Here is a 20,141-nt window from a genome sequence, read left to right on the forward strand (position 1 = left end):
GAGTGATCGAAGAAACGCCCCAGGAGGTGCAGGTGGTCGAGGGGGTGCTCCTCGCCCACGGTATCGAACCGAGAACCCACTGGTTCGAGGCCTCCACCGCCACCGCCCTCGAGGCTGCGGCCGCTCTCGGGGTCGACGTGGGTGCCATCGCCAACTCCCTCGTATTCAGGCTCGACGAGGAGGTCATCATGATCATCGCCTCCGGCGCTCATCGCGTGGATACCCACTTGCTTGGCGAATGGCTCGGCGGTATCGTCACGCGCGCCTCGGCGGACATGGTGAGGAGATCGACCGGACAGGTCGTCGGGGGAGTGTCGCCGGTCGGGCATCCCGAACGGCTTCGTACCCTCGTGGATGTCTCGCTCGGCGCGTACGAACGCGTGTGGGTGTCGGCGGGGCATCCGCACGCTGTCTTCCCCACCACCTTCGAGGAGTTGTTGCGCCTGACCGGCGGCACCGCGGCCCTGGTCGCCCGCGACTGACGCGCTCCCCGGGGCGCCATTCACAGGGTTGTGGAGGGCTGATGGGCTAGATTTCAATGATGTCTTGCTGGATGATACGGAAAAGGGTGACGACATGACGGATAATCTGCCATCGGCCTCCCCTCCGTTGCGCCCGCGAAACCGAAACCGCAACGAGGGAGCGCCCACCAGGCACGGCCAGTTGCGCTCGCGGCATCCGTTCGCCACCGCGGCCAAGTGGCTTGCCGCCATTGTGGGAGTGCTCGCCGTGAGCACCGCCTCGGTAGCCGCCTTCGCGATCTACGACACAGTGTCGAACACCAAGCCGGGCATCCATCTGGCTACCCTTCCGGGTACCAAGGCGAAGCCGGTGCCCGACATCGGCGCGATCGAGGGCGGGGCCAACCTGTTGCTCGTGGGCACGGACACCCGCACCGGGCAGGCCGGATTCGAGACGAAGAGCGACCTGGCCGGCAGCTCCGGAGCGGGCAACAACGACGTCACCATGCTTCTGCACATCTCCGCCGATCACACCAACGCCTCGGTGGTGAGTTTCCCCCGGGACATGATCGTGTCGGCTCCCGCGTGCGGGAATCGACCGGCGGCCAGCGGGGTCATGTTCAATTCGACCCTCGCGCGCGGCGGTCTGTCCTGCACCGTGCTCACCGTGGAGAAGATGACCGGGCTGAGCATCCCGTACGCCGCGGAGATCAGTTTCGGTGGCGTCATCGCGATGTCCAACGCCGTCGGCGGCGTCACCGTGTGTCTCGCGACCCCGGTGAAGGACAAGTACGTGGGACTCGACCTCGCGGCCGGCCAGCAGACCCTCGAGGGGGCAACGGCTTTGGCCTTCGTGCGCAGCCGCCACGGCGTGGGCGACGGAAGCGACCTCGGTCGCATCAGCAACCAGCAGGTGTTCCTCTCGGCGCTCATGCGCAAGGTGACGAGCGCTGGGGTGCTCAGCAACCCGCTCACGCTGTATGGGCTGGCCAAGGCGGCCGTGGCGAACATGCAGCTCTCCGACGGACTCACCCGACCGACCAACCTGGTGTCGATCGCCCTCGCCCTCAAGGGGATCGGCCTGGAGCACATGGTGTTCGTGCAGTACCCCACCATCGGGGACCCGGCGAACCCCGCCAGGGTGATCGCCCAGCAGTCTTCGGCGACCATTCTCAACGCAGCGCTGCGCGCAGACCAGCCCGTGACGCTCACCGGCAAGACCGGTCGCGCCGCGGAGGTCGACCCGGCCGCCCCGGCCACCCCGGCTCCCGGCGCCAGCGCTCCGGCGACTCCGTCGGCAACCGGCTCGGCAACGCCGGATCCCGCGTCGACGGCCGTTGCCCTGCCCTCAGACGTGTCCGGACAGTCCGCGTCGCAGCAGACCTGTACGAAGGGCAACCACTAGCTGCACTTCCCAGGGACGTTGGTTGACCAGCTGATGGGTAGCGGGCTCCGATCGCGGAGTGGGGCCCGCCTGTCCCCGCCGCTGTGCGGCACTCCCTTGGCCTGGCACGCGTTGTGCAGGACGGCTCGGCGTCCACGGGTGCCCGCCCCACGGACTCCAGTTGTGCAGGACGGCTCGGGCGTCCACGAATGCCCCCCCGTGCAGACTCCAGTTGTGCAGGACGGGTTGTGCAGGACGCCTCGGGCAGGTAGCGAGGACGATAGGTGCAGAACCGACTGGAGCGTCCTGCAGACCGAGACCCTTCGGGTCGCTCGACCCCTTACCCTGTCCCGCACAGACAGCCTTGCACAGGCTGTCCTGCACAAGCTGTCCTGCACAAGCTGTCCTGCACAACTGGAGTCTGTGAGGGTAGGCACCCACACCACCGGGGCCCGTCCTGCAGAACGCGGCCCGACCGACGCGGGCGGCACCGCCAGAGGGCCGAGAAGGTCCAGCTTCCGGCGCGAGTCGCCACACCCAATCAACCAACCTGCCTGGGCAATACAACTAGCGGTCAGTCGCGCGCTGCGACCACGGGGTGATGGGGCGCGCCCTGGCCGCGCCGTCCACCACGATGTCGACCCGTTCGTCGAAGAATGCGACCTGGCCGCTGACGCGAAGGGCGTCGTCGAGCGGGGACTCGTAGCGCCACGCGATGTCTCGCTCGAGGCGATCGGGCATCCGCACCGATGAGTAGGAGGCCTCGCCCTTGTACGCACACCAGGAGCGCGTGTCGCTGGGTTCGAGCTCGACGAGCACGTCGTCGGGCGGAAAGTAGAACCGCACCGGCAACAGCGTCTCGTAGAGCAGCATGGCCCGAGTCGAGTCCGCGAGAATCCGACCGTCGACGGCCACCTGCACCCGCCGAGACGACGTGCGGATGTCGATCCGGCTGTACGGGTCGTGCGGGTGGCTCACGACCCGGTCGGCGTCTTCGAGCCACAGGTCGACGCCCGCGAAGTCGAGGATGACGAGGCCCGCAAGGTCGGGATCGGCCGGCAGGAAGCCCGCCACCGCGCGGGATCCTCCCGGGAATGTGACGGTCACCGGGCGTCCCTCCGTGCTGTGGACCGCGAACGGGACGCGCGGGTCCAGCACCGGCCGGGAGCCGAGGTCGGGCAGTGGGAATCCGATGTCGTCTTCGCCGTCGCGGCCCTGCCCGGCATCCAGGACCTCGCCGCCCAGATCCGCCAGCGGTACGGCGTAGGTGGGGACAACCCGTCGGGGCTCCCACACCAGAACGGCGCGATCGGTGTCGACGACGAGAGTGTCGTCGAGGAATCCCCTCACCCGCTTCGCTGTCGGCTCGTGCCGAAGTTCGACCAGCGTGCGACCAAGCACCTCACGCATCCGAGCGCTCATGGAAACCTCCTTCTCCGCGACGTCACCCTCGGCCCACGGGCCGGGGACCGAATCCTTCCCTCCCGGAATACCCATCGCGACCCGGAAATGTCAATCCCTTGTTTGAGCGGAGAACTGACCTAGCCTTGATTCCGCAAGGCAGACGAGACGGTTCGGTCCCGGCAACGGGGAGCACGCGCAGCGATGCTCCGAGCAGGGGGTTTGATGTGAAAGCGACTCGCAGGAGTTGTCCGGTGGCGGACATAGAGGTTCGCCGCATATCCGAAAACGAGTGGCGAGTCGGCGACGGCCGAGTGGAGGAGCAATCGCCGGAGAAGATCCTGGGCCTCATTCAGCGGCGGGGATCGGTGTTCGAGGTGATGGCGATGGATGCCCCGCGCCGGGATGTGAGCTTCGACAGCTGGGAGGCTGCGGTTCACTATTTCGTGGGCACGTCCGACGTCGCTCGTGTGCGCGCGCGTCCGTCGGGCCTGCCCGGCGATGCCTAACGACCGGGACGAGTAGCAACCCGGCGGTGTGCATGGCTGGGTGCGGCTGTCAATCCCTCGCGGTGAGTGTCTGTCGTCGATACGGTTAATGTGACCAATTTGGGGGACAGATGACTCTTCAGCCGAACAACACGGCTCATACTGGGCACGCGGCGCCCCGCGCTGCAGCGCAGGTCTCGAGTGACCCGCTCCGCGACTACCTGCAGGGGATCGGTCGGGCCGCGCTGCTGACCGCGGAGCAGGAGGTGGACCTTGCCAGACGCATCGAAGCGGGCGTCCTGGCCGCGGAGCGCCTCGCCCAACGGCCCGGACTCTCGCCCAAGCTGAAGCGGGAACTCGCCTGGCTCTCCCGGGACGGCGAGCGTGCCTTCGAGGACTTCGTCTGCGCAAACCTGCGCCTGGTGGTGAGCATCGCCAAGCGCTACGCCGGACGTGGCCTGCCGATGATGGATGTGATCCAGGAGGGCAACCTCGGTCTCGTGCGCGCGGTCGAGAAGTTCGACTACACGATCGGCAACAAGTTCTCCACCTACGCCACCTGGTGGATTCGGCAGTCGATACAGCGCGGAATCGCCGACTCGAGCCGCATCATCCGCATTCCCGTACACACGGTCGAGAAGATCGAGAAGCTCAACCGGCTGCGTCGCGACCTCGGGGCGGTCATCGGCCGAACCCCCACCGTGGAGGAACTCGCCGACTCGGCCCAGCTCACCGAAGCCGAGGTGGTGAAGCTCGAGGCCACCGAACACGACATCGTCTCCCTCGGGCTGCCGATCGGCGACGACGGAGCCACCGAGCTCGGCGACCTGATCGAGGACACGGACACCCCGACACCCTTCGACGCCGTCGAAAGGGACTTGCGCTCCAACGACATCCGACGCCGCCTGGACGCCCTGCCGGCGCGGGATGCGACAGTGCTCCGACTCAGATTCGGTCTCGAGGGCCGGCCGGCGCTCACCCTGGACGAGGTCGGCGAGATCTACGGAATCACTCGCGAGCGGGTGCGCCAGCTCGAGATTCGCAGCCTCAAGCGCCTGCGCAGCGCTGACCTGCACTCCTACCTCGGCTAGCAGCCAGCCGCTACAGCGACTGGGCCGGGTGCTCTCCCTGCTCCACGGACGCCCCTCCTCTCATCGTCGTCTCCCCGGTCGTTGCTCCTCCGAGGTCCTGCCGAGCGCGCCGACCTCATCGGTGAGTTCCCGGTCGCGACGGGTGAACCCGGTCACTCGATCCGCACCTCGGCCGGAGACTTGTCTGGTCTCCAGCCGCGCCACGATGGCTGGCGCAGCCGCCCGCTCGACGTCCATTCGGCGAACTCCACCTCGCCCACGAGGGTGGGGGAGACCCAGTGCGCGTCGGCACCATCGGCCGAAGGAACGCCCTCGAGCGAGGGGGCCTCGCGGGCAAGGGGCTGGAGAATGCGCGCAATGTCATCGAGTTGACGGTCGGTGAAACCCGTGCCCACCCGACCGACGTACCGCAGCGTCTCGCCCTCCGGCACGCCGACGAGCAGTGAGCCGATGCTCGACGCCCGACGACCGTTGCCCGGCCTCCACCCGCCGATCACTACCTCCTGGGTCATGTGGTGCTTGATCTTGATCCATGATCGCGACCGTACCCCCGGTCGGTAGGGTTCGGTCCGTCTCTTCGCGACAACACCCTCGAGCCCGAGCTCGCGGCTCACCGCCACGGCCGAGTCGACGCTCCCCGTGAGGGAGGGCGGAACCTGGATGCCGCTGGACGCGCCGGGCACGAGCACGGCCTCGAGGCAGGCCCGACGTTCGTCGTACGGCGCCGCGAGCAGACTCCGGCCGTCGACCGCGAGCAGATCGAACGCCATGAAGTGGACGGGTGTCGATCGGGCGGAGCGCTCGACGTCGCTCGCCTTGGTGAGGTTCATCCGAGTCTGCAGCAGGCCGAAGTCGGGGCGGCCGCGAGAGTCGAGAGCGACGATCTCGCCGTCGATGGTCGCTGTCGCCGCCGAGACGACGCTGCCGAGTTGGCCGAGTTCCGGGTAGCTCGCAGTGAGGTCCTTGCCGTTGCGGCTGGTCAGCCGCACTGAGCCGTTCTCGACGGAGGCGATGGCGCGGATGCCGTCCCATTTCATCTCGAAGGCCCAGTCGTCGTCGTCGCTCACATCGCGCACGCTGCCGAGGGTCGCGAGCATCGGGGCGATGGTGGTCGGGGAGACCGGCCGCGTGGCGCTCGGCGTTGCGGCTTTCGGTGGGGCAACGGTCGAGGGGGGAGTGGCGGATGCGGCGCCGGCATCCTTCATCAGGTGGATGAGCCAGTTCTGGGCCGTCTTCTCGTCGCGGCCGGTGTGGATGAGTGCGACTCGCCGGGGCGCGCCGAGCCCGCCGTTCTCGCGCCCGTGCAGAGTCACGATGACCTCCTCGCCCTCCCGCCATTTCTCGAGGTCGTAGCGGCCGGCATCCCAGATGGAGACCGCACCGGCGCCATATTCTCCGCGAGGAATGGTCCCCTCGAACTCGCCGTACTCGAGGGGGTGGTCCTCGGTCTGCACGGCGAGGTGGTTGTGCTGCGGGTCGGTCGGCACGCCCTTCGGCAGTGCCCAGCTCACCAGAACGCCGTCGTGCTCGAGCCGGAAGTCGAAGTGCAGGCGGCGCGCGTGATGTTCCTGGATCACGAACGACTGGCCGTCCGAGGGCGCGGGGGCGTGCGAGGGCACCGGCTCCGGCGTCCTGCCGGCGTTCCGCATGCCGCGGTAGGTGTCGAGTCGGTCGGGCGCCGCCTCGAACCCCCGCATCCTCGCCGCCGTCGGCTCGAGCGACTCGAGGTGGCCCGAGACGACCCCCGCGAGCGGGTCGCCGCGCCTCTTCACCCGGCGCAGCACCTCCCGATAGTCGAGCTGGGCGAGATCCGGCGAGGCGAGCTCCCGCCAGGTGCGGGGTGCGGCGACCATGGGGTGCGCGCGACCCCGCAGCGAGTACGGAGTGATGGTGGTCTTCGCGGCGCTATTCTGGCTCCAGTCGACAAGCACCTTGCCGCCACGGAGAGCCTTCTTCATGTCGCTTACCACAAGGTCCGGATGATCGGCCTCGAGGGATCGTGCCAGCTCGTGCGCGACCGCGGACACCTGGTCTGAGGTCTGGGCGCCGTCGATCGCCGCGTAGAGGTGGATGCCCTTGCTTCCGCTCGTCACCGGCATCGGGTCGAGCCCCATCCCGCCGAGGATCGCCCGGATGTATCGCGCCACCTCGGCGCACTCGGCGAGCCCCACTCCCTCGCCCGGGTCGAGGTCGAGCACGAGGCGGTCGGGGTTGCGCACCACTCCCGTCCGGCCGAACTGCCACTGCGGAACGTGGATCTCGAGGGCGGCGAGCTGGCCGAGCCAGACCAGGGTCGCGCGGTCGTTCACGAGCGGGTAGACGTTGGTGTGGTCGCTGTGCTGGATCGTTCTCCGCTTCACCCAGCTCGGCGCGGAGTCTTCGAGGTTCTTCTGAAAGAAGGACTGCCCCGGATGCTCGGGCGTGCCTACTCCGTGGACCCAGCGCTTTCGCGTGGCCGGTCGGTTCGCCGCGTGCGGCACGAGCACGTCCGCGATCTCCGCGTAGTAGGCCAGCACGTCGCGCTTGGTGGTTCCGGTGGACGGGTAGAGCACCTTGTCGAGGTTGGTCAGGGTCAGGCGGTGGCCGTCGACGGTTACTCTCTCGGAATCGTCGGATGCCATCGGTCCTCGTTCGCCCAGGGTCGGAGGTCGTTCGAGACCGAATGTACTCGCAAATGTCTTCAGGTCAACTCTCGTCCGGTGAGGCCGCGTGTGGTCGAATTGAGGAATGCGAGCGATCTGGACCGGCGCCATCACCTTCGGGCTCGTCAACGTGCCCGTGAAGGTCTACAGCGCGACCGAGGATCACGACATCTCGCTGCATCAGGTTCACGACGAGGACGGCGGCCGCATCCGGTACCAGAGGCGGTGCGAGGTCTGCGGCAAGATCGTGAGCTTCGACCACATCGATAAGGCCTATGACGACGGCGAAAAGACGGTGGTGCTCACGAGTGAGGATCTCGCCGGTCTGCCGGCGGAGCGCAGCCGGGAGATCGAGGTTGTCGAATTCGTGCCGAGCGACCAGCTCGATCCGATCATGTTCGACCGCAGCTACTTTCTCGAACCGGACTCCAAGTCGCCCAAGGCCTATGTACTCCTTCGGCAGACGCTCGAGCAGACCGATCGCACCGCCATCGTGCACTTCGCCCTGCGGCAGAAGACGCGGCTCGGCGCGCTGCGGGTGCACGGCGACGTGCTGATGCTGCAGTCACTGCTGTGGGACGACGAGGTGCGCCACGCCGAGTTCCCCGCGCTCACCGAACCGACCAGGGTCACCGAGAAGGAACTGGAGATGTCGTCGTCGCTCGTCGACAGCTTCGCCTCCGACTTCGACCCGGGCAAGTTCAGCGACGAATACCAGGAGGAGCTCCGCACCCTCATCGAAGCGAAGCTCGCCCACGGCGACGCGATCAGCACGGCGGAAACCTTCGGTGAGCAGGAGGAGCCGGACCGTGGAGGCGGCGAGGTGCTGGACCTGATGGATGCGCTGCGCAAGAGCATCGAGAAGAATCGCGGTGCGGCGGAGACCGGCAAGAAGCCCAGGGCGCCGAAGTCGTCGGCACAGAAGTCGTCGGCACGGAAGTCAGCCGGCTGAGCTCACGGCGGTGCCCATACCCCGACAGCGAGAGAGAATCAAGCCCCTGTTCACGGGCGGCCGATCTTCCTAGGCTTGCTGAGGCGAAGGCGGCACACCGTCCTCGCGAAACCACAGAAAGGCTCCTTGTCGTGAACCTCCTTCTCATCATCGTGGCGGTCATCGCCGTCGTCCTGCTCGTGACCGGCGGATTCGTCCAGTCGCTGAACTTCCTGATTTGGGTGGGGATCGTGCTGGCGATCATCGCGGTCATCATCTTCCTGGCGCGCGTGATCACGGGGCGCCGCGGCGTCTGAGCCAGCACACACTGTGCGGGCGGTGCGATCGATTCTTCGGCCGCGCCGCCCCTTTTTTGTGAAGGAAGCTCGGTGGGGTCGGCCCGATTGAGGCGGCCAGATAGAGTCGGTGCTCGTGGGTGTCGAGATCGCCGGCCGACGCCGAGCGCCATGAGGAAGACCGGAGTCGTCGCCCTCGTTCTCGCCTCGGTGTTGTGGGGAACCACCGGCACCGCCGCGACCGGGATGCCGGCCTCGGTGAGTCCGGTAGCCGTCGGGGCGGCGACGATGACCATCGGCGGCCTCCTCCTCGCCGCGACCTCGTTCCGCGGGGTGCTGTCGGTGCTGCGGGAGCCGGGGTCGCGCGGGTGGATCCTCGCGGGTGCCGTCGGGGTGTTCAGCTATCCACTCGCCTTCTATTCGTCCATGAACCTCGCCGGCGTTGCCATCGGCAATGTCGTGTCGCTGGGCTCCGGCCCCGTCTTCGCGGCGCTGCTGGAGTGGGTGGTGGAGCGCCGACAACCGACACGGCTCTGGCTGGGTTGCGCAGCCGCGGCCATTGTCGGCGTCGCCCTGCTCGCGTTCACCGGTCGAGCGGGCGTCGAGGGTTCGCCCGGCCACGGTTCGGTGACGGTCGGGGTACTGCTCGGCCTCCTCGCCGGCCTGTCGTACGCGTTCTACACCTACGCCTCGTCGAGGGCCATGCACGGCCGCGCGAACAGCCGAGCGGTGGTGGGGTCCATGTTCGGCGTCGGGGCCGTGGCACTTCTGCCCGTGCTGCTGGCGACGGGAGGGCCCCTCCTGCAGTCGCCGACGACCATCGGCATCACCGCCTACCTCGCCCTGGGGCCGATGTTCGTCGCGTACCTGCTCTTCGGCATCGGCCTGAGGACCATCCGGAGCAGCATGGCCACCACCATCACCCTGATCGAGCCGGTGGTGGCCACGGTGTTGGCCGTGCTGGTCGTGGGGGAGCGGCTCAGCGCGACCGGATGGGCCGGTCTGGCCGTGATCCTGGGGGCGGTCTGCGTGCTCGTTGCGGCCCGTCTCCCGGGGAAGATCGGCTGAACCCGTATTATCTTGGGCATGGGATTCGACGACGACGCGCAAACGAGCGGTGTTGCCGGACCGGCGCAACCGACGCGCACCCCCGAGGAGCCGCCCTCGACGGAGGATGCGGAGGTCTACGACGACGACGCCCTGGCCGCGGCGCTCTCCGAGGAATCGGTGCGCCTGGGGTACTCCGGTCCCATCTCGATCATCAGGCCCGATCCGCGCCCGGAGCCTCAGCAGCCGGCGGGTCTCTCGGGGTCGATGACCTCCGCCCCGGCGCCGCGTCCACCCGAGCCGGTGCGTCCACCCGAGCCGGCGCCGACCAGTCAGATCCCGCTCGCCGACCTTCCGGCGCCCACCGGTCCTCCCGTGGCGTTGCCACCCATTCCGCCGCCGACCGAGTTCGCCGTCGCCCCGCCGGTCGTGCTCCCGCCGCCCCCGCACCGGGAGTCGCTCCCCGACGCCGAGCTCGTGCGCGGATTCGACGGCCAGGCGGTGGCCGAGGGCAGCACGGCGAACGCGATGAAGACGCTTGAGCAGCAGCTGAGGCTCCGCGCCGATGAGGCGAGCGCCTATCGCGACTGGGAGTCGCGGATGCTGGCCATCGGCACCCCGGAGGCGATCCGCTCCGTCGAGGCCGCGCGCCCGGGATTCGCCGGTGTCCTCACCCCGGACGAGGGTTTCCTCGAGTTCCTCGAGGCGGCGAAAGGCTCGGACCAGCCTGTGGATGCCGCGCCGACGTCCGGACCCTACGACCTGGTCGAACCGTCACCGACCGGCCGCGCACCGATGGAGGTCGTCGCCGCCGCGCCCACCTGGTCCTCGATCGTGCCGTCCGCCGCCGACTACCCGCATCCCGCCGAGACGAAGTCCACCGAGGTTCCGCTGCTCGATTCGGCACTCGGGCCGCTGGGCACGGACTCCCAGCCGGTCTCCGGCCCCCTCTACGACGTCGAACCCGAGGACGACGTCGATGAGACCGACCGGGTGCCGTCGGATGCGACCGGCCCGTTCGCGGTGACGCTGTCGGGCGTCGCGATCGCCCAACCCGGCGCCGCCGTGGGGCCGATCACTCCCCTCGAGACCCCGCGTACCTCCCCGGCCGAGACCGTCATACCCCACGAGGAGCGGCAGGCACCTCGGGCCTTCGCCGTCGAGCCCTTCGGGGTGGAGCCCACCGCCGTCGACCAGCGCGTCGGGCGGGCGGCCCGGCTGTTCTGGCTGTGGTTCTCGGCGAACTCCTCGGTGCTCAGCCTCGCCTTCGGCGGTATCCTGATCTCGCTCGGGGTGAGCCTTCGCCAGGCGATCGTCGCGGCCTTCGTCGGAGTCGCCATCTCCTTTCTGCCGCTGGGCCTCGGCACCCTCGCCGGCAAATGGAGCGGTCAGCCGACCATGGTCGCCTCCCGGGCGACGTTCGGGCACGTGGGCAACGTCCTGCCCGCGGTTCTCGCGGTGATCACCCGTCTCTTCTGGGGAGCGGTGCTGCTCTGGCTCCTCGCCGCATCGACGGCGCGCATCCTGGTGGGCGCCGGGCTGGGCGGGCCGTTCAGCGAGCGTCAGGTCGCGCTGCTCGCGATGGCCCTGGGGTTCCTCATCGCGCTGGTGGTCGCCTACTTCGGCTACGGGCTCTTCGCGCGCATCCAGCTGGGTCTCAGCATCGTGTCGGCCCTGCTCATCGCGGGCCTGGTCGCCCTCACCTGGACCTCGGTGGACATCACCAAGGCCCTCACCATCGGCGACGGCCCGTGGATCCTGGTCGTGACGGGCGTCGTTCTCGTCTTCAGCTTCGTCGGCCTCATCTGGGCGAACAGCAGCGCCGATCTCGCGCGTTACCAGCGCCCGGGAACCTCCGGTGCCGCGTCCATGCTTCTCGCGCCGTTCGGCACGACTCTCGCGCCGTTCCTGCTCATCGCCTACGGGGCGGTACTGGCGGCGTCCAACCCGACCACGGCATCCGGTCTCGCCCGGACGCCGATCGACACGATCGTGGCCCTCCTCCCGGCCTGGTATCCCATACCGCTCCTCGCCGCCACGACGCTGAGCCTGCTCTCCGGCGTGATCCTGAGCATCTACTCCGGCGGATTCGCGGTGCAGGCGACGGGGCTGAGGGTGCTTCGGCCGTGGGCGACCGTGATCGTCGGGGCCCTCCTGTTCGCCATCGCGATGCTGCTCAGCTACACGGTGACGGATGTCGCCCCGCTCTTCCGGGATGTCGCCACGACACTCGCCGTGCCGGTCGCCGCCTGGGCCGGCATCTTCGCGGCGGAGATGCTGATCCGCCGTCGTCGGTTCGACACCGGCTCGCTCCTCGCCCGCGGCGGGGTGTACCCAGCGGTCAACTGGGTGAACCTGTCGATGCTCGTGGTCGCGACCGCCATCGGGCTGGGATTCACGAGCGCGACGGTCGGCTGGCTCGGCTGGGAAGGCTACCTGTTCGGAGCCACCGGGGTGCCGTTGACGAGTGAGCTGGGCGGCACCGACATCGGCGTGCTGATTGCCCTCGCTCTCGGCGTGCTCACTCCGCTCGTCTCGGGTGTGCCCACGGTGCGCCGGCAGGAGCGGGCGCGAGCCTGACCGTACCCCCGCGGCAATCGGTCGTGGGTGCTCTGAAACTAGAATGGCCTCATGCCTCACACCGTCGTCGACGTCAACGCGGTCGTCGAGCGACTGTGGCCCATGAGCGGCGCCGAGGCCTGGGACGCGCCAGGGGTGCTCTCGGGCGACCCGGCCGCCCCCGTCACGACCATCCATCTCGCGGTCGACGCCGTGCTCGATGTGGCGGATGAGGCGGCGGCCGCCGGGGCCGACCTTCTGCTGGTTCACCACCCGCTGCTGCTGCGCGGAGTGACCTCGATCGCCGAGGACCGCTACAAGGGGGCCGTGCTCGCGCGGCTGATCCGGGCGAACTGCGCCCTGATTGCCGCCCACACCAACGCCGACGTCGTCGAGACCGGCACGTCGGCCGTGCTCGCCGCCGCGCTCGGACTCGTCGACCCACTGCCGATCACGAGCGCCGAGACGCCGACCCGCGGAATCGGCCGGGTGGGCAGGCTCGCCGAGCCCTCGACGGTCGGCCGACTCGCGCGTCTGCTGGCCGAGATCCTCCCGGCGACCGCCTCGGGCATCCGGGTGTCCGGGGAGTACGACCGCCCCGTCAGCACGGTGGCGCTGTGCGGCGGAGCGGGCGATTCGCTGCTCTCCGAGCCGGCGGTCCTCGCGGCGGACGTCTACATCACGTCGGACCTGCGGCATCATCCCGCGTCCGAATCGCGGGAGAACTCCCGCGTCGGCGGCGGCCCCGCCCTCATCGACGTGTCGCACTGGGCGAGCGAATGGCTGTGGCTCGACACCGCGGCCGCGGAGCTGCGCGCCGCGCTTCCGGGAGTCGACGTGACCGTGAGCGACATCCGCACCGACCCGTGGGATTTTACGATTGTCCAATAACCAGCAAGCGAGGGCCACATGCCACTGAAATCCAGCCCGAACGACCAGGCGCGACTCCTGGAACTGCAGGCGATCGACATCCGCCTGCAGCAGCTCGACCACCGAGCCAAGACACTGCCCGAGATCGCCGCCCTCGCCGGCCTGTCGAGCGACGCCGACGCGCTTCGTCGCGAACTCGCGAGCTCGAACGGCGCGCTCGAAGACGCGCGCCGGGAACTCGGTCGCATCGAGTCGGATGTCGCCGTCGTCGAGGCGCGGATCAAGCGGGACACGGAGCGCCTCCAGGGCTCGTCGTCCGTGAAGGACGTCGCGGGATTCGAGAGCGAACTGGCGGGCCTCCGGCGCCGCCAGCTCGACCTCGAGGAGATCGAGCTCGGCGTGATGGAGCGGGTGGACGGGCTCGAAGCGGCGGCGGCGGAACTCACCGGACGGCACGACGAGCTCGCGGCGAGGATTGCGGCGGCGGCGGCCGAGAAGGATGCCGTGCTGGAGGCGCTCACGAGCGAGCGCGCCCACGCGGCCGCCAGCCGGTCGAGCCTCGCCGGCACGCTGCCGGAGGACCTCCTCGCCCTCTATGAGCGCCAGCGGGCGCGCTATGGGTTCGGGGCGTCGTTGCTGCGCGGCGGAGTGTCGAGCGCGAGCGGCGTGAAGCTCAACGAGAACGACATGGCCGCGATCCGGTCAGCCGACCCCGACGAGGTCCTGCTCTGCCCGGACAGCAGCGCGATTCTGGTGCGCACGGCCGAGTCGGGGCTCTAGGCGAGAAGCGGGCTCACCCGCGGCGTGGCGAGCGCGCTGCGAAAGCCGGGGGTCGCCCGGAGATTGCCCGCACGATCAACGGTGAGTGCATCGATCGACCAGCGTGCGGTGAACTGGTCGAGGCTCGTCCCGCCCCCGGAGACGATCGCCGTGGCGAGCACGTCGGCCGTGACGATGCTGCTCGCGACGACGGTGGCCTGAACGAATTCCGTCGGTTCGAGGCTTCCCTTGCGCCAGATGTGATCGCCCCGCTCGGCGCTGCCCGAGGTGGCGATCGCCCGGCGGTCGCCGACGAGGGTCACCGAGCACAGCAGGGCGAGCCGGTCGGCCGGGTCCGCAATGCCCAGCGTCCACGGCTGGCCTGGCGATTGCGACCCGCGGCACAGGATGTCGCCGCCGGCGTTGATGCTCCAGTCGACGAACCCGGCGTCATCCAGCACGGAGGCCGCCCGCTCGATTGTCTCCGCCTTGACGATTCCGTTCAGGTCGATGATTCCGTCCGGACGGTGCGGGGTGAACGCGCCTCCGGTCTCGTTGCGCCACAGCAGTGCCTCGGCGTACGACCTCCTCAGCTCGGGGCTCGACGCCATGAGGGCGAGGGAGCCGGAGGCGACCCTGCTCAGTTCAGAGTCGGCGCGGTACAGGCTGAATCGGTGGTCTGCCTCCGCGAAGATCTCCTCGACCCTCTCCAGGGCACGACCCGCCGAGTCGACACCCGGCAGCTCGACGGAGACCGCCGTGCCCATGGTGAAGAAGACGTGGCGCATCGAAACCTCAGAATCCGGCCTGGTCGAGGGCCGACTGAGCCGAGCTCAGGTAGCCATCGGTTGTGTAGGTCGCCCCGCTCACGTTGGATACCTTGGCGGACTGCGCCTTGATCACTTCCGACCTCAGGATGGGGGCGGCGTAGTTGCTGATCTGAACGGACCGACCACCGTTGTCGGTGAGCTGGAGGGCCACCACGCTGGTGATCTTGCCGCCCGCGACGACGACCTTGACCTGAACGTTGCCGAATGGCGTGTTCTCGCTCGTGCCGGTGTATGAGCCGTCCTTCGGGCCGGCCGCCGCAGTGGTTGCGGTGGTGGCTCCCGCCGACGCTCCGGCCGTCGGCGTGGCGGCCGGGGCCGCACCGCTCGAGGCGCCCGTCGTGCTCGTGCCTTGCGAGGCGGAGGTCGCCGTGCTGATGGCGGCGGCTCCAAACTGCCAGCCGATCACCAGGACGCTTACCGAGGCGAAGATACCGGTCAATGTTGCGCGTGTTCTCACCAGTCGAACCTTTCCGTGTGAAGTTGGTGTTGCGGCAGTCCGCTCGCGCGGGCCTCGGCTTCGACGAGGTCGAGCCAGGCGGTGGGGCCGCAGATGTAGAGGTCGGATTTCGCGAGGTCGGGAAACACGCTGCGAAGGCTCACGCCGCGCTGCGCGTCGGCCGCGGGCATCCAGGTGCGTCCGGTTCTCGCGCGGCGCCCGATCATCGTGTAGACGGTGGCGCCCTTCTTCTTGGCGAGGGAGATGATCTCGTTCCAGAGGTAGGTCTCCTGCTCGTCGGATGCCCGAAGCAGGATGGTGGCCTCTCCCGGTGCCAGAGGGGACTGTTCGAGCAGCGCCCGCACCGGCGTGATGCCGATGCCGGCGACGACGATCGCCAGGCGCGGAGCGGAGCGTGCCCGATCGGTGAACAGGCCGTACGGGCCCTCGAGCGAGACGCGGGTTCCCGGCGGGATCTGGCTGATGCTGCCCGACCCACCGCCGAGGTCGCGAACCGTGATTCGCGCCGCCCGGTCGGTCGGCATCGCCGACAGGGAGATCGGGTGCGAGTGCCACCAGGTCCTGCCCGTCCAGAACCGCCAGATGAAGAACTGTCCGCCAGAGGAGCCGAGCTCGCGCAGGTCGTGCCCGGTCATGTGGATGGAGACGACGCCGGGGGCAACGGTCTCCACCTTCTGCACCCGGATGCGGTGCCGGAGGCTCGACACCACGGGCTCGACGAAGCGATAGGTGATGATCGCGCCGAGCGCGAGCACGTAGAGCGAGATCCAGTAGGCGCGCTCTAGGCTGCCCTGGGCGAGGATTCCGCCCACGCTCAACTGGTGCGGGACCGCCGCGATCACCGCGGCATAGCTGAGCAGGTGAACGAGGTGCCAGCCCTCGTAGCTGAAGCGCTTGCGCACCGCCACGAAGGAGGTCACGACCACCACGATCAGCAGGCCGAGGCCCACGAAGGCGAGCGGCATGTCCGGGACGGCGAGCAGACTGAAAACCTCGGCGACGGGGTTGACGCCCTCGGTCATCCCGTAGCCCACGAGGAGCAGCGCGGCGTGCGCGAGCAGCAGGTAGAGCGCTGGCTTGCCGAGGGATCGGTGCACGGCCATGGCCCGGTCGTGGCCGATCGTGCTGTCGATGATCGGCACGCGGGCCGCCAGCACGAGCATCACGAGGATGAAGTCGGTGCCGACCAGGCCGGCGATGATGCCGAAGGAGGTCACAGCGCCGGCGACCGTGGCGAACTTGGACATGCCGCCGGTGGCGAGGAAGAGGGCGATCGCGACCGCGCCGGACGACCAGAGGGCGGCGACGAGGAGATCCGCTGCGCGCGCACGGCGTCGATATTGGCGGCGGCGGTCCGGGCGCGGCGATCCGGCGCGGCGAGGCATCGGCTGGGCCGACTGCCGGGTCTGCGTCTGGGAGGGCATGGCATCCTGACTGAATCGCGGCCGCCGGATTTCGACGACTAGTTCAGCATTAGCTCAGAAGCTATGCAGGCACCGTGAAGCAGGCATGGGCGCCGTGAGAGTTCTCACATCTGGGGTAATCGCACGGTCACGACGAGCCCGGGGCCGCCGTTGTGCAGAGAAACGCTGCCGCCGGACGAGTCGATGATGGCCCCGACGACCGCGAGCCCGAGCCCGCTGCCCCCGGTGCTCGAGGTGCGTGAGTCGTCGGGCCGTGAGAAGCGGTCGAAGGCGTGCGGGAGAAAACTCTCCGGCATCCCGGGCCCGTCGTCCCGGATCTCCAGAACGAGGCCGCCCGGCTCCGTGCTGAGCGACGCCGTGACCACCCCCTCCTCATGTACCGCGGCGATCGCGTTGGAGAGCAGGTTGTCGACGACTCGGCCGAAGCTGTGCTGGCCAATGGCGAATGCGGCATCCTCTCCGGTGACGTTCACCGAGAACGCCACCTCGACGTCCTTGGCGATCGCGAGCATGCGGGCTCGATCGACGCTTCCCATCAGTTCGGTCACCAGTTGTTCGGTGCTGCTCGGCGTCGTGGGGGTGCCGGCGGACTCGAGCTTCGACAGCTCAAGCATGTTGGTCGCCAGCGCGGAGAGCCGGTCGACAGAGACCTCGGCGGCAACGAGTTGGCGGGCGAGCGCCTCGGCGTCGCCGAAGTCGTCGTGGGCGAGTTCGAGCTGGGTCTTGAGAACGGACAGCGGCGTGCGCAGCTCGTGGGCGGCATCCGACACCATTTGCTTCTCGCGTTCAGTCGATTGGCGGATGCGGTCGAGAAGGGCGTTGAGCGTCGAAGCCAGTTCCGCGATCTCGTCCCGGGCCGGACCCACCGGAAGACCGCCCTCGCCGGGGTCGGCGCCCAACAGCTCGGCCTTCCGGCGCATCCGTTCGACCGGTCGGAGTGCGGCGGAGGCGAGCACCCACGACGCGACGCCGAACCCCGCGAGCAGCACCAGGGCACCGATGATGAGGGTGGAGTCGAGACCCTGCAGGGCGAGGGTGCTCGATCCGGTGCTGCGCGCGGCCCAGAGCGACCAGGTGCCCGCGCTGGTGTGGACGACGCGGCCCACCACCACGAAGTCCATCCCCTCGACGTCTTGCGTCAGCTGCTCGTTCGCTCCATCGCGATGCTCGAGGTGCTCGCGGATGATGTGGGGCATGGTGTCGACCTGCACCGTGCCGTCCGGCGCGCGAACGAACAGCAGCACCCCGGTTCCCGGGTCGTCGAGGGTGTTGGCCGGGTTCGCGATGATCTCGTCGGCGAAGGAGTTGAGATCCCCGCGAGCGAGGGTGGAGTCGGCAGTGGTGAGAATCGTCGCGACCTGCACGCGCACGGCGACGAGGGCGATGGAGAAGATCACGACCGCGACGAGGATGCTGCCAAGGGTGATCCGTGCCCGGATCGACAGCCGCGAGAGCACCCTCACACCTCGTCGTCTACCTGCAGGGTGTAGCCGACGCCGCGCACGGTGGTGATCGTGAAGCCGGCATCGACCGGCTCGAGCTTGCGGCGAAGGTACCGCACGTACTGGTCGACGATCGTCGGGTCGATGTGCTTGGTCGTGCCCCACACCTCGCTGAGGATCTCAGTGCGGGAGAGCGTCGTGTCCTTGCGGGTGGCAAGCAGCCTCAGCAGGGTGAATTCCTTGGTACTGAGCGGGAACGCCGTGCCGTCGATCGTCGCGCGCACCGTCTCGGCGTCCAGCGACACCCGGCCGACCCGCACGACGGGTCTCGAGGTGGAGGCCTCGCGGCGCACCAGGGCACGGATCCGGGCGCTGAATTCGACGAAGGCGAACGGCTTGGTGAGGTAGTCGTCCGCTCCGGAGTCGAGCCCGAACACGCGGTCTTCCACGGCGTCACGGGCGGTGAGGAGCAGGATCGGCAGTGTGTTGCCGTGGTTGCGCAGGTGACGGCAGATCTCGAATCCGGTCATCTCGGGCAGCATCACGTCGATCGCGGCCGCGCCGAACTCTTCGTTCGCCGCGGCGATGAGGGCATCGATGCCGTTGCCCACGAGCGTCACGTCGTAGCCTTCATCTCGCAGCCCACGCTCCACGAGCGCGCCCATGGCCGCGTCGTCTTCCACGACCAGGATTCTCGTCACCATCAACACCCTACCGGCGGGAGTCTGGACGTGCCGTAGGCTTTCCTATCGAATGGGTCGGCAAGACGGTCGCGTCGCATTCCGGGCCCGAGAGGGCGCGGAAAGCGCCGAGGAACGTCCGGGCTCCGCAGAGCAGGGCGGTGGGTAACACCCACCCGGGGTAACCCGCGAGAAAGTGCAACAGAAAGCAGACCGCCACGGACTTCGGTTCGGGGTAAGGGTGAAACGGTGGTGTAAGAGACCACCAGCGGCCCGCGTGATCGGGTCGGCTAGGTAAACCTCGCCAGGAGCAAGGTCAGACAGGAAGCGTTACGGGCTGCTCGCCTAGCTTCCGGGTAGACCGCTAGAGGTGTGCGGCAACGTACATCGTAGATAGATGGCCGTCGATGGTGTCGTTCCCGCAAGGGGGCGCACCGGGACAGAACCCGGCGTACTAGCCGGCCCATTCACCAGTCTCTGCTGGGGCGGCACCTCGGGCGCGGTTCGCGTGGGGCCGGCTCCTGGTACCCGTTACCCCTTCCTGTGGCGCGCCTCCTCGTGGCGCGCCTCCTCGTGGCTGCGTCCTCCTCCTGGTTGGTGTGTCTCCACTCCTCCACAGGCTGTCTTTTGCCTGCGTCGTCCACAGGAAGTGCTGGTCAGGGTGGGTATTGTCGGCGGGAATGTCGGTGGTGGCTGGCAGGCTTGGGTCATGGAAGACGGTACTGCGGCCCGGCTCGAGGGCACTGTCGACGGGTTGATCGACGACGCCTCGTTGACCGGCGACGCGTCGTTGCTGGATGACGCGTCGTTGCTTGCCGTGTTGGGGCGGGGTTTCGAGTTGCGGCGTGCGGCGGATGCCCGACTGGTGGGTCTGGCCGGGGAGGTGGTGCACCGGTCGAGGTCGAGTCTCGGGCCGGAGGGTCTCGCGTCCCGGTTCGGTGCCACGAGCGCCGCCGCCCTGTTGGCGGAGGTGGGGCGGATCACCCTGGCCGAAAGTCACCGGTTCTGCCGGGTCGGCGACGCCACCACCGACCGGGTCGGTCTCCTCGGGGAGATGTTGCCGCCAGTGTTCCCGCTCCTCGCGGCTGCGGTGCGGGCCGCGATCATCCCAGTGGATTCCGCGAGCCTGATCGTGACGGCCCTGACCGAGGTCTCACCCCGCGCCGACCAGGAGAATGTGGTCGCGGCCGAACAGGCTCTGGTGGGCTTCGCGGGGGAGTATCCCGCCGATCTGGTCCGGCGGCTCGCTGCCCGGTGGCGGGACGCCCTCGACGTCGACGGGATCGAACCGCGGGAGGCGGAACTGGTCGCGTCCCGATCGCTGCGACGCAGCATTCTCGCGAACGGGCTGAAACGATACCGGCTCGACCTCGACCCGC

18 protein-coding genes and 1 other RNA gene are annotated in these 20,141 nt (G+C 68.8%); 12 read left to right on the top strand and 7 right to left on the bottom strand.

The window, feature by feature from the left end:
* Positions 1–2 precede the first annotated feature (2 nt).
* A complete protein-coding gene (locus FVP33_RS15960; protein WP_147784675.1) occupies positions 3–482 on the top strand; it encodes a YbaK/EbsC family protein in 480 nt (159 codons plus the stop codon).
* 94 nt (positions 483–576) lie between these two features.
* Positions 577–1,866 (top strand): LCP family protein, encoded by a 1,290-nt coding sequence (locus FVP33_RS15965; protein ID WP_147784676.1) that lies wholly within the window; start codon positions 577–579, stop codon positions 1,864–1,866.
* Positions 1,867–2,412: 546 nt separating this feature from the next.
* Here FVP33_RS15965 and FVP33_RS15970 read toward each other — a convergent pair.
* The gene (locus FVP33_RS15970; RefSeq protein WP_147784677.1) at positions 2,413–3,267 is read right to left on the bottom strand and encodes a DUF427 domain-containing protein; all 855 of its coding nucleotides are present in this window, start codon (positions 3,265–3,267) and stop codon (positions 2,413–2,415) included.
* 233 nt (positions 3,268–3,500) lie between these two features.
* Here FVP33_RS15970 and FVP33_RS15975 point away from each other — a divergent pair, with 233 nt between their 5' ends.
* Both FVP33_RS15975 and FVP33_RS15980 read left to right on the top strand, forming a co-directional pair.
* Positions 3,501–3,755 carry a hypothetical protein gene (locus FVP33_RS15975; RefSeq protein ID WP_147784678.1) on the top strand — a complete coding sequence of 85 codons (255 nt, stop codon included), beginning with the start codon at positions 3,501–3,503 and terminating at the stop codon, positions 3,753–3,755.
* A 110-nt stretch (positions 3,756–3,865) separates the two neighbouring features.
* On the top strand, positions 3,866–4,825 hold the full coding sequence (locus FVP33_RS15980; RefSeq protein ID WP_147784679.1) for a sigma-70 family RNA polymerase sigma factor: 960 nt from the start codon (positions 3,866–3,868) through the stop codon (positions 4,823–4,825).
* A gap of 152 nt (positions 4,826–4,977) precedes the next feature.
* Here the strand turns inward: FVP33_RS15980 and FVP33_RS15985 are convergent, their stop codons facing one another.
* Entirely contained in the window at positions 4,978–7,446 is a 2,469-nt protein-coding gene (locus FVP33_RS15985) for an ATP-dependent DNA ligase (RefSeq protein WP_147784680.1), read from the bottom strand.
* 106 nt (positions 7,447–7,552) lie between these two features.
* On the opposite strand from FVP33_RS15985, the gene ku reads away from it, so the two are divergent.
* From ku to FVP33_RS16010, 6 genes are all read left to right on the top strand, one after another.
* A complete protein-coding gene (gene ku / locus FVP33_RS15990) occupies positions 7,553–8,419 on the top strand; it encodes a non-homologous end joining protein Ku (RefSeq protein WP_147784681.1) in 867 nt (288 codons plus the stop codon).
* 131 nt (positions 8,420–8,550) lie between these two features.
* Positions 8,551–8,715: a hypothetical protein gene (locus FVP33_RS19590; protein WP_187270761.1), complete on the top strand. Its 165-nt coding sequence runs from the start codon at positions 8,551–8,553 to the stop codon at positions 8,713–8,715.
* Positions 8,716–8,865: 150 nt separating this feature from the next.
* The gene (locus FVP33_RS15995) at positions 8,866–9,762 is read left to right on the top strand and encodes a DMT family transporter (protein WP_147784682.1); all 897 of its coding nucleotides are present in this window, start codon (positions 8,866–8,868) and stop codon (positions 9,760–9,762) included.
* Between the two features lie 18 nt (positions 9,763–9,780).
* Positions 9,781–12,321, top strand: coding sequence for a purine-cytosine permease family protein (locus tag FVP33_RS16000; RefSeq protein WP_147784683.1), 2,541 nt, complete (start codon positions 9,781–9,783; stop codon positions 12,319–12,321).
* Positions 12,322–12,372: 51 nt separating this feature from the next.
* Positions 12,373–13,191, top strand: a complete 819-nt coding sequence (locus FVP33_RS16005) for a Nif3-like dinuclear metal center hexameric protein (protein ID WP_147784684.1) — start codon at positions 12,373–12,375, stop codon at positions 13,189–13,191.
* A gap of 18 nt (positions 13,192–13,209) precedes the next feature.
* A complete protein-coding gene (locus tag FVP33_RS16010; RefSeq protein ID WP_246142377.1) occupies positions 13,210–13,950 on the top strand; it encodes a zinc ribbon domain-containing protein in 741 nt (246 codons plus the stop codon).
* Here the strand turns inward: FVP33_RS16010 and FVP33_RS16015 are convergent.
* The 5 genes from FVP33_RS16015 to FVP33_RS16035 all read right to left on the bottom strand — a co-directional run bounded on the left by FVP33_RS16015 (position 13,947) and on the right by FVP33_RS16035 (position 18,783).
* Positions 13,947–14,717 carry an FAD:protein FMN transferase gene (locus tag FVP33_RS16015; protein WP_246142378.1) on the bottom strand — a complete coding sequence of 257 codons (771 nt, stop codon included), beginning with the start codon at positions 14,715–14,717 and terminating at the stop codon, positions 13,947–13,949. The two genes, FVP33_RS16010 and FVP33_RS16015, sit on opposite strands and share 4 nt — an antisense overlap.
* A 7-nt stretch (positions 14,718–14,724) precedes the next feature.
* On the bottom strand, positions 14,725–15,216 hold the full coding sequence (locus FVP33_RS16020; RefSeq protein ID WP_187270762.1) for an FMN-binding protein: 492 nt from the start codon (positions 15,214–15,216) through the stop codon (positions 14,725–14,727).
* On the bottom strand, positions 15,213–16,640 hold the full coding sequence (locus tag FVP33_RS16025) for a ferredoxin reductase family protein (protein ID WP_147784685.1): 1,428 nt from the start codon (positions 16,638–16,640) through the stop codon (positions 15,213–15,215). Before FVP33_RS16025 ends, FVP33_RS16020 begins: the two co-directional genes overlap by 4 nt.
* A 104-nt stretch (positions 16,641–16,744) precedes the next feature.
* The gene (locus FVP33_RS16030; RefSeq protein ID WP_246142379.1) at positions 16,745–18,103 is read right to left on the bottom strand and encodes a sensor histidine kinase; all 1,359 of its coding nucleotides are present in this window, start codon (positions 18,101–18,103) and stop codon (positions 16,745–16,747) included.
* The gene (locus tag FVP33_RS16035) at positions 18,100–18,783 is read right to left on the bottom strand and encodes a response regulator transcription factor (protein WP_246142380.1); all 684 of its coding nucleotides are present in this window, start codon (positions 18,781–18,783) and stop codon (positions 18,100–18,102) included. Before FVP33_RS16035 ends, FVP33_RS16030 begins: the two co-directional genes overlap by 4 nt.
* A 53-nt stretch (positions 18,784–18,836) precedes the next feature.
* Here FVP33_RS16035 and rnpB point away from each other — a divergent pair.
* Together rnpB and FVP33_RS16045 are read left to right on the top strand one after the other, a co-directional pair.
* An RNA gene (rnpB, locus tag FVP33_RS16040) (RNase P RNA component class A) lies at positions 18,837–19,232 on the top strand.
* Between the two features lie 239 nt (positions 19,233–19,471).
* Positions 19,472–20,141: DUF222 domain-containing protein (locus FVP33_RS16045; protein ID WP_147784687.1), on the top strand; the 670-nt coding region annotated here is incomplete at its 3' end.

Source organism: Lacisediminihabitans profunda (assembly GCF_008040105.1).
Lineage (GTDB): Bacteria > Actinomycetota > Actinomycetes > Actinomycetales > Microbacteriaceae > Lacisediminihabitans > Lacisediminihabitans profunda.